Genomic DNA, 10616 nt, shown 5'->3' with positions numbered 1-10616 from the left:
GGTGGAGGTCCTGAGCGGGGTCAGGGGAGGGCGGACACTGGGAAGCCCGGTGGCGATGCTGGTCCGGAACGCGGAAAGCCGGAAATGGCTCAAGGGGATGTCCCCCTTCGGCGATGTCGAGGTCGAACCGCTCACCAGGCCCCGCCCGGGCCATGCCGATTTGGCGGGAGCGTTGAAGTACGATACCAGGGACATACGCGACATCTTAGAGCGCTCCTCGGCCAGGGAGACGGTGGGCAGGGTGTGCGCCGGCGCGCTGGCCAAGTCCCTTCTCTTCTGTCTTGACGTACACGTGCATTCCCACGTCCTCCAGGTGGGGGAGGTCAGGGTCCAGGAGAGGCGGGCCCTCCCGAGCAGGGAGGAGATGGCCGCCGCCGATGGAGATCCCCTGCGCTGCCTGGAGCCCGAGACGTCGCGGCGCATGCGTGAGGAGGTTGACCGCGCCCGCCGTGAGGGCGACAGCCTGGGGGGCGTATTCGAGGTGGTTGCCTATGGGGTCCCCGCCGGACTGGGGAGCCACGTGCACTGGGACCGCAGGCTCGATTCACGGCTGGCGGCGGCGGTGATGTCCATACAGGGCATCAAAGGGGTGGAGATCGGGGACGGTTTCCGGCTGGCGGGCCTGCGGGGCTCGCAAGCGGCCGACCCCATCCGCCACTCTCGAAGGAGGGGATTCTTCAGGCCTACGAATCGCGCCGGGGGTCTCGAGGGCGGGATGACCAATGGGGAACCTGTGGTGGTCAGAGCGGCCATGAAGCCTATCCCCACCCTGGCCTCACCCCTGGAGAGCGTGGACCTCATGACCAAGGAGAAGGTAAACGCCGCGGTTGAGAGGTCCGACGTTTGCGCCGTCCCCGCGGCGGCGGTCATCGCCGAGGCGATGGTGGCTTTCGTCATCGCGGATGCCATGCTGGAGAAGCTCGGCGGCGACAGCCTGGGGGAGATAAGCGAACGCCATAGGGATCTCGTGAGGCGCCAGAGGTCCTTTTAAGGTGCACGTCGGCAAGATTATGGATAGAAGGTGGCGACTGCGGAGTTTCCGATTCGGAGATGCCGGGAGGGTTCCCGGACGCACAGCGTTCGCAGGTTCGTCTCCCTGGATGAGGGATCGCTATCCGGAGCGAAGGCCGGGACCGCCTGAAGGCCCCGCCTAGGGCCTCCGGGTGGCCTCCGCACAAGGGGCGGACGGGATGTGGGAAAAGAGGAAAAAGCCTGAAAAGAGAAAGAACATTGCCCTGATCGGCTTCATGGGGGCCGGGAAGAGCACCATCGGGACCCTCTTAGCCCGGAGGTTGGGAATGCGGTTCGTGGACCTCGACGAAGACATCTCCCGGGAGGCGGGCATGAGCATCCCGGAGATATTCCAACGCGAGGGCGAGGAGGGATTCCGGGACCGGGAGAGCCGTGCCCTGCGCGAAAAGCTGCACGGAGAAGGAAAGGTGCTGGCCTGTGGGGGCGGCATCATCCTCCGCCCGGAGAACGTGGACCTCCTGCGGGAGAGGTGTACCGTGATATATCTCCAGGCGGGAAGGGAGACCATCCTGCAGCGCGTGGGCGGGGGAGAGGGGCGTCCTCTCCTAGCGGCGGGGGACGTCGCGGAAAGGGTCGAGGAATTGATGGCTCGCAGGGAGGAGGCTTACCGGCGGGCGGCCCACGTGGTAGTGACCACCGACGAACGTACTCCCGAAGAGGTGGTGGAGGAGATAGAGAGAAGATGCCTGGGGAGCTGATGGTGCGCGCCGGGGGGAAGGAGTATCCCATCCTTGTGGGTAGTGGGAGCTACAAAGAGGCGTTGCCGGAGATCCTGCGCCGCCTGGGGCCGGATAAGGTGGCGGTGGTGAGCCATCCTCCCCTGCGGGAGATGCACGGAAAGGATCTGGAAGAAGCCCTGAGGGACGAGCTGCCCCGGCATGGGCGCGTCATCTGGTTCACCTTCCCTGAGGGCGAGGAGAACAAGACCCTGGGCACGGTGACGGAGGGCTACCGGTTTCTGCTCCGGGAAAGCCTCACCCGCGAGGACATGATCCTGGCCTTCGGGGGAGGAGTGGTTGGGGACCTGGCCGGTTTCCTGGCCGCCACCTATATGCGGGGGGTACGCTACCTGCAGCTCCCCACCACCCTGATGTCCATGGTGGATTCGAGCATCGGGGGCAAGACGGGAGTGGACCTGCCGGAGGGGAAGAACATCGTAGGGTGCTTTTACCACCCGGAGGCGGTGATCGCCGATGTCTCGGTGCTCCGCACCCTTCCGGAAAGGGAGGTCCTGAGCGGGATGGCCGAGGTGGCCAAATACGGGTTCCTCTACGATCCCGAGATCCTCCGGGAGATGGAGGGCTGGCCGGAGGGAAGGCCTCCGGAGGGATACGACTTCGCCCCTCTGGTACGCCGTTGCGCCGCACACAAGGCGAGGGTGGTGGGGGAGGACGAGATGGACCTCAAGGGCATCCGCGCCTTTCTCAATTACGGGCACACCTTCGGCCACGCCCTGGAGGCGGCCGCCGGATACCGGATGCTGCGCCACGGCGAGGCCGTGGCCCTGGGGATGATCATGGCCTCCCGGATGGCGGAATGGAGCGGAAGGGCGCGGGTGCCTCTGGTCGAAAGACACCTCCGGGTGCTCCTTCCGCTGTTGCGGGATATCCCCCGGCCCCTGGAGGTCTCCGCCCGGGATGTCCTGGGGTTCATGGAGGCGGACAAGAAGCGGGGCCGGAGCCTGCGTTTCGTCCTCCTCAGGGAATGGCAGTCCCCGGAGCTGGTGGAATCGCCGCCGCCAGATCTGGTGTGGGAAACGGTGGAAAGGACATTGAAGGATTTGCACGCCGCACGGTGATATGCACCCTTTTCACTGCCGTAGAGGTGGAGCACGGGATGGGGGCCAGAAGCACGAGGTATGGGACGGGAGGTATCACCAAAGGGCCGCCGGTTTGCGGGGGATGACGCCGTAGGGGATAGGGAGGACCGGACATGGGGATAAGGATAGCGGGAGGTCCATTGCCGCCTAGAGCCTGGTCGCCGGATAAGCGGAAGGAGGTAAGACGGAGATGCCGCTGATCGCCGTGGTCAACGGTCCCAACCTGAACCTCTTGGGGGAGCGGGACCAGGACATGTACGGGAAAGCATCCTGGGAGGAAGTCAGGGAGGAGCTCCGGGAGAAGGCCGCCGAACTGGACGTAGAGCTGGAGTTCTACCAGAGCAATCATGAAGGGGCCATCGTCGATTACCTGCAGGGACTGCGGGGACGCGCCGCCGGCCTGGTGATCAACCCCGGCGCCTTGACCCATTACGGCTACTCCCTGCGAGATGCGCTGGCGGACCTGGGCGTGCCGGTGGTGGAGGTGCACATAAGCAACATCTTCGCCCGGGAGGAATGGAGGTCCCGTTCGGTGATCTCGCCCGTGGCCAAGGGAGTGATAAGCGGGTTGGGGACGAGAGGTTATCAGCTGGCGCTCCAATGGCTGGTAGCGGAGCTCGGAAGGGGATGAATCCCAAGGGATGAGGCACTACGAAGGGCCGCCGTGGAGTAGCGAAATTGGAGGCGTTTTCCCAGCTAGAAAGGGCTCGTAACATTTTCGTAACACGAGTAACAGACATTTTACCACCGGGAGACGGCGTGTGTATTAAGCTTTGAGGCGTGAGGTTCGAAACAGAATTAAGGATGTGAGGATCAGAAGAGGAATGTCGAAAAGAGGGCTTTTCTCATGTCCAGGCACGGCGAAATAGGAGTCGGCACGGAAGATGGGAAGATTTGAAAAACTGAAGAAGGAAGCGGGTTTCACCATTGTGGAGCTGGCCGCAGTGGTCATCATCCTGGGGATAATCCTTCTTACTGCGACCGTCAGTTACGCCAATTCGCGTAAGGGGCTTGCCCTGCGCAGTGCGGTGCAGGAGGTGGAGAGGGCCATAAACCGGGCCCGGAGCATCGCGGGAGAGGAGGGCGTGGACGTCTACCTGCAGTTCTGGGACTCGTCAGGAGCACATCCCAATCAGTACACCATCTACCGCGTGTACCCAGGCGGGGTAAACGAGCGGGATGAGGATACACCGACGGAGACGCCCTTTCCGGGATCTTCCTACCTGACCGACGGCAACGGCCACTACTGGTTCAAACTAGCGGAGGGGGCGGTGCAGGTGCAATCCGGAGTCACCCTACTCTTCCGGAGGGAAGGTAGCGTGGTGAGGGTGAGTACGGTGCCCGCCGGAGGGTCTCTTCAGGTCACCCTGGTGAAGGGAGATCTGACGGCAACGGTGTCCTGCAACGAGCTCGGCGAGGTGATATGACGGGCGCCGTGAATCGATGCCCGATGTCCGGTTGGGGAGGAAGGGCCGGACTGGGGGATTGAATCGGGGAGACGGGCTGAGGAGGGAGCGAAGAGATGCTTACCCGGATAATGAGAAAGGTTCTGATGGGGGAGGAAGGTTTCTCCATCGCCGAGGTGATGGTGGCCTTCCTCATCCTGGCCATCGCCGTCATCCCCATGGCGGGTATGTTCGACGCCGCCTTCAAGGTCTCCCGGGTGTCCTACGACCTGAACATGGCCCAGGAATGCCTGCGACTGTACACGGAGAAGGTGAAGAACATCCCCTTCTACTACGCGCACACCGAGGATGACCTCTCCACACCTATGGACGTTGACGATTTCTACTGGGGTAACCGCTCTCCCATATATAACAACACCTGGAACAACGCGCCGGAGATAGTCATGAAGAGCAGCTCCTCCGAACCCTATCCGGGTATGACGGTGACCATAAAGATGGCCTACGTGGACGAGGAGGAGGCCAGCGGGAAGACCCTGGCGGAAGCGGCGGAGGACACCGACCTCGCTGCCGACTGGCGGCCCATGACCCTTTACGGGTACGACCGGCCCAAGACCCCCACGGGCAAGGCCCTCAACCTCATCCTCTACGAGATAAAGGTCACTTTGGCCAACGGCCGGACCTTTTCGGACACCGAACTCTACGCCTCCCCCACCGACGTGGTGGCCAACGTGTACATCGACAAGGTGGTGAACATATCCGCGGACACCACCAAGCTGGGCACCCGCTACAACGCCTTCGGGGAGTGCGTGAGTGCCCCCCACCACAAGAGCTCCATCACCATCCGGGCCTACGGCGAGGGCTTCACCCAGTCCGACCTCAACGCCGGCCTTGTAGACCTCAAACTGGTGAGGGTGGACGACAACGACATCTCCCCGGCCAACCTCACCTACGGGGAGGAGGGAGGACGTAAGTACCTTGAGGGCACCATCAGCCTGGACTCCGGAGGAAAGTCCGGGCCCACTAACGTCTGGTATCCGCGGCGCAAGCCCGGGTACTGGCACGCCTGGCTGGTGGTCAACCACATCATCTCCGTACGCAGCGACATCTTCGTGGTCGAATACCCGGTTCCCGTCTATTACAGCCCGGGTTCCAGCTATTCCGACAGCGACGGGAACAAGTCCGGCAGGGAGAGCAGCACCGATGAGGTGCTCACCTTCACCAACGTGGCCTACGTCACCGACCTTCTGAGCTACAACTACCCCAACCCGGGGGTGGGGGCGGTGGTCCAGCTGGTGCACACCGAGACCCACCCGGACACCGGTGAACCCGTCGACGTCATCAACTGCACCAACATGAGCATCAGCCCGACCGCCAACAAGGGATACCAAGGCGGGCTCACTGTGACCGCCAGGTTCAACTTCAACGGCCATATCGGCGGGTACTACAAGGTGCGCATCATAAACTGCATAGAACGGGCCACCCCGGACATCAACGTCATGGGGAACACCTACTGCGAGCTCCCGGCGAGTGACAACTACTACCTGGAGGGGCCGCCGGGCATATTCGACGTCTACGTCAAGGGGTACGTGGAGCCGGGGGAGGTCTATGTGGAGAGCACCACTCCTCAGGTCAGGTCCTTCGGGTACGACGACCGCCCCTACATGTACTGGCTGCGCGTGGAGGGGGTGAACTTCGACAGCTTCGTCACCCTGAAGATGGGCATCGGTTCCTCAGCTCCTCCCACGGGGGACGTGGTCTTCGACGCCGTGAGGGTCAACTGGATAGACCAGCACACCCTGGAGGCGGTCTTCGACTTCGCTCCCTACGTAGGGCCGGGTCATTACGGGAAATACTGGCTCTATGCCCAGAACAGCAATGGTTTCGGCTATGCGCTGGCGCCCGCCTTCGAGATCCGGAGGCCGGCCCCCATCATCTACGATTACCAGGTGGAGACCTACGGCTTGTGGCAGAACTACTTCGATGTCCAGGTGAGCGTGGATGGCGAGTGCTTCGACCGCGACCCCCTCACGGGGACCGATTTCCAACTCCGCATTCAGGAGGTGGCCGACCCGGCCAACGACTGGCTGGCCACCGAGGCCATGGAGGACCCGGTACCCTCGCAGTACGGCCGCCATGTGGAGGCCAAGTTGAACCTGGTGGACTGCGACCTCGGGCAGTGGATGTTCTACGGCCTCTCCGTTCCCGCCGGGCTCACGGATTACGGGTTCACGGACACCCTGCGTCCAACTCCGGTAACCTACCTTACCAATCTCAACGTCACGCTGGGGGCTCCGGTACTGCGCACGGCCAGCGTCCCCACAGACCCGGCGCAGTATTCCCTGATCATCATGAGCCGCTACGATGCGGTGGTCGGCGGATCCTGGATGGGCTGGAGCAACTGGTTCCAAAGCATTGAGGGGACTTACGCCAACATCCCGCCCTGGGGAAACATATACAATGCCTGGGCCTGGGAGAACGATCCCGCCCACGGTACGGTGGAATACCGCACCAAGGGCGAGATGTACTTCCAGGAGATCCGGGGAATGGGCTTCAACAAGGGTAGTACCCTGAGCGTGCAGGTGATGAACAACGACGCGCCGCCGCACACGGGGATGAACTACACCTGGACCGGGCTCACGGTGCACATGGACCGTTCCCAGGCCAAGGTGTGGGTGGAGATGGACGAGACCATGAGGGCCACTACCGGCCCGGACGAGGGCGGGATGGGGAGGATGCGCCTGCGCAACGACGCCAGCGGTGTGTGGCAGGACTGGTACATCAACCGCATCGCTTTCCAAAGGGAGGGTTGAGCCATGGGCAAGCGGGCACGGTCGTTCGTGGCACGCCTTATCCTGTGGCACGGTCCGGGTAAGGGGGAGGAGGGCTTCTCCCTCCCGGAGCTCCTGGTGGCCGTGCTCATACTCTCCATGCTGGTCCTGGCCACCTTCCAGCTGCTGGACGCGCAGCTGGGCGAGAGCGGCGTGGTGATCGCGCGCTCGGACATCGCCGAGGACCTGCGCATGGCCATGGACACCATGGTGGACCAGCTGCGCACGGCCAGGACATTCCACAACGCCGGGGCCAACGACATGACCTTTACCGGGTACGTGCTGGGAAGCGCCACTCAGCAGACGGTGCGCTTCTTCTTGAGCGGGGACGCCCTGTACATGAACTGCCCCGCCCTCTTCAGCGGCGACAAGCTGGTGGTCGCCGGGGTGTCCGGGCTCATTTTCCGTTATTACAGCGCCGCGGGCACCCTTCTGACCAACCCCAACCAGAGCCTGGCCTCCATAGCCCTGGTGGAGATCGAGCTGACCATCTCCAGGACCAGCGGAAAGGTAAAGCAGGAGGAGACGGCCAAGACCCAGGTGAGGGTGAGGAGATGAGGGGCGGCGGGCATCGGATGAGAGTAACCGAAGATCGGGAGTGAGCGGCGATGAGGAGCGGAAGTGGACGCGAGACAGGCAGGTCCGGCGTTGCCGGAGCGCTTATAAGGCTCTTGCCGCGACGGGGCCATTTCGCAGGAGGGGCGAAGAGGACGGCGATGTGCGAGGGGGAGAACGGCTTCGCCATGCTCTTCGTCATCTTCGCCATCATGGTCATCGGTATCCTGGGAGCCCTTATTTTGCTCTACACCGCAGTGGCCCTTCGCAACTCGGTGGGCGTGACACCGGCCGCCCGGGCCCTGTCTGCGGCTGAAGCGGGACTGGACGTGGCCCATGCCATGCTGGCCTCGGAGGCCATCGAGGACACCATCTCCACCCCGGTGACCGGTTCCCTCTGGGGAGGTGCGGGCACCTACGAGGTCTACGTACAGAAGAACCCCGACTTCGGGGACGGCGACCCCTACGACTGGAAGATAACCTCCTACGGCGAGTACCGGGCCAGCGTGGAGGGCGTGGAGAGGACCTTCTACCGCACCATCGAGGAAGTGGTGACCTTCGCCGGCGGACGCTATTACAATGCCTTCGACTACGTGCTCTTCTCCAAGGAGGGGAACATAAACATCAACCTGGACGGGGATTTCTCCGCCTTCTCCATCGGCCAGTGCGAGGTGGACGGGCAGGTATACGCGGGGAAGAACATCACCCTGGCCGATTCCGCACAGCTCATCGGGGCCAACGATTTCGTCATCAACGGCAACGTGGTCACGGAGAGAGGGGACGTTCTGGTCCACAACCGCTCCATCGCCTTTGCCTCCTCGGACATCAACATCAACGGCAACATATACAGCGGGATCCTCACCAAGCCCGGGGACCTGGGGGGAGGAGTGAACCTGGAGACGGACAAGGGCATCCTGAGCGGGGGGACCATCAACGTTACCGGGGACATCAACGCACACGGCAGGCTGCGCGATTACGATTACGGGGTCCGTCTCTACAACCGCATCCGGGTGGGCGCGGGTTCGGACCTGCGCATCTCGGGGAACATAAGGTCCAACCGCAGCGTGTACCTGGAGAACCGGGCCCTGGCCTTCGCCTGGCCGACGGTTACCGTCAACGGCAACATCTTCAGCGGTCAGAACGTCACCGTTGTGGGGGACATCACCGTTGGGGCCGACGTGCGCTACAACATCAACGGAAGTATCTACGCCGGGGGCAACGTGAGCGTCACCGGAGATTCCAACGTGCTCACCGCTTTGTATCTGCGAGTGGGCGGCGACATCCAGGCCAAGGGGGACGTGAACGTGGACTTGGGTTACGGCGTGGGAGCGCTCACCCCCAGCGGCTACAGCGTGGCCGGTCATATCTACGGGAGGAACGTGAACCTGTCCGCCCGGCTAGGGGCCGGGGGGACGGTGGCCAACACGGTGGGCGGCAACATCTACTGCGACGGGGGCAACCTCAACCTGTACAACAAGACGGGCTCCTTCGGGACCTGCAGCACCACCATTTCCGGCAACATCTACGGTGAGTCCACGGTTACCGTTAGAAGCGAGGAGACCGGGGCCTTCAACTCGGCTCCCATCTACGTGGCCGGGGGGAGCGTCCCGGTGCCGGCCGGCCTTCCCGGGCAGGGGATCTTCTCCAACGGGGCCATGACCCTGGCCACCTCGGGGAGCAACGCCAACATAAGGGATTACCGGGACGCCCGGCGTTACGGAGGCACTCCGAGCATCTCCGGCAACGTCACCGTGGACGGGAGCATGGCCCAGCTGCCCACCACCTTCAACGTGCCCTCTGCCTCCGACCCCTTCGCCCCCACTCCCTTCAACGAGGTGCTCATGCCCCAGTGCGACTTCGACTACTACCGGGAGAAGGCCAAGGAGCAGGAGCTGGAGGACGGACAGCAGCATTACTACACCAGCAGCGTGCCCGACCTGGACATCGCCCCCGGCCAGATCTCATCCAGCCTTTACGTGGTGTTCGTGGAGGGCGACCTGGGCATCGGCACGGTGAACGTGCCGGTGAACTGCAAGGGCGTCTTCGTGGCCACGGGGAACGTGATCCTGAGGGAGGAGCTCCGCCGTCAGGGTGCCGGCGATGCCGAGTTCCAGATCATCGCCGGGAACAAGGTGACCTACGAGACCAACTTCAACATGGCCATCGACGACAACGACAAGATGTTCATCTACGCCGCACACAGGACATACAACCCCAACACCGACCCGGTGAGCGTGCAGTACGAGATGGGCTGGTTCCGGTCCATAGAGGGGCAGATCACCGCCCGCGGCGACATCGTCATCAACTCCAACAAGAACAAGTTCAAGATCGGCCTGTACAATCACGCCATCAGGTTCAAGAACCCTGCCGTCCTGGGCGAGGCCTTCCGCATCCCCTTCACTGTGAAGTCCTGGAAAGAACTCTGAGAACGAGAACCTTAGCGGTTGAGGCGGTCCCCGAAGCATCGGGGGCCGCTCCGTTTATAGGGTTATCCTGACTACGCGGCGTCACTTCTGCGGTGGGGGCTGAAGGGAGAACCGGCCCGGGGATTGAAGAATTGTACAGGAGAGAGCGCTGTTTGCGAAAAGCGCTGAAAGGGTAGAAGGCCGTGCGCTACGTGCGCGCAGGCCTTATGAGGGGGAGTGTAAAGGGAGACAGGTAGGCCAGGTGGGTTTGAGCTATGGCGGTAATCTCATGAGATGTGGAAAGGTCTGCCAATCCACAATGGTAGGTGCAGAAGGCGACCGGGAATCGGTGACGCTGTGACACCTCGAATGTGACAGCCTCCGGGCCATAGGGCCATAGCCTTTCACATGACTTAAGTGCACGAGGGGTGGATGAGGGAGTCAGGATGGTCCGGAACTGATGCCGGGAAGGGCAGGAAGAAAATACGGATCGGGGATGAAACCCATACCCTAGAGGAGAGGAACCCTTTGCGTAACGGTTGGAGGAAGGCTTGTCCAGACCTTTCGAGAT

At 62.7% G+C, this 10616-nt stretch carries 8 protein-coding genes; all 8 read left to right on the top strand.

The features are described from left to right. A partial coding sequence (gene aroC, locus H7007_RS10510; protein WP_287155212.1) for a chorismate synthase occupies positions 1-991 on the top strand: 991 nt, incomplete at its 5' end. Positions 992-1190: 199 nt separating this feature from the next. Further along, positions 1191-1730: a shikimate kinase gene (locus tag H7007_RS10505; RefSeq protein ID WP_287155211.1), complete on the top strand. Its 540-nt coding sequence runs from the start codon at positions 1191-1193 to the stop codon at positions 1728-1730. After that, entirely contained in the window at positions 1715-2830 is a 1116-nt protein-coding gene (gene aroB, locus H7007_RS10500) for a 3-dehydroquinate synthase (RefSeq protein WP_287155210.1), read from the top strand. The genes H7007_RS10505 and aroB overlap by 16 nt, the downstream gene beginning before the upstream one ends. A 211-nt stretch (positions 2831-3041) precedes the next feature. After that, positions 3042-3482 (top strand): type II 3-dehydroquinate dehydratase, encoded by a 441-nt coding sequence (aroQ, locus tag H7007_RS10495; RefSeq protein WP_287155209.1) that lies wholly within the window; start codon positions 3042-3044, stop codon positions 3480-3482. Positions 3483-3735: 253 nt separating this feature from the next. Continuing rightward, the gene (locus tag H7007_RS10490) at positions 3736-4278 is read left to right on the top strand and encodes a pilus assembly FimT family protein (protein ID WP_287155208.1); all 543 of its coding nucleotides are present in this window, start codon (positions 3736-3738) and stop codon (positions 4276-4278) included. Between the two features lie 110 nt (positions 4279-4388). Then, a complete protein-coding gene (locus H7007_RS10485) occupies positions 4389-7067 on the top strand; it encodes a type IV pilus modification PilV family protein (RefSeq protein ID WP_287155206.1) in 2679 nt (892 codons plus the stop codon). 3 nt (positions 7068-7070) lie between these two features. Further along, positions 7071-7643 (top strand): PulJ/GspJ family protein, encoded by a 573-nt coding sequence (locus H7007_RS10480; RefSeq protein ID WP_287155205.1) that lies wholly within the window; start codon positions 7071-7073, stop codon positions 7641-7643. A 158-nt stretch (positions 7644-7801) separates the two neighbouring features. Next, positions 7802-10066, top strand: a complete 2265-nt coding sequence (locus tag H7007_RS10475) for an autotransporter outer membrane beta-barrel domain-containing protein (protein WP_287155204.1) — start codon at positions 7802-7804, stop codon at positions 10064-10066. Positions 10067-10616 lie beyond the last annotated feature (550 nt).

The organism is Candidatus Solincola tengchongensis (assembly GCF_015711935.1).
In the GTDB taxonomy this organism is placed as follows: domain Bacteria; phylum Actinomycetota; class Geothermincolia; order Geothermincolales; family RBG-13-55-18; genus Solincola_A; species Solincola_A tengchongensis.
Note: the sequence above shows the minus strand (reverse complement) of the source record. Positions and strands in the feature narration are given on the sequence as shown.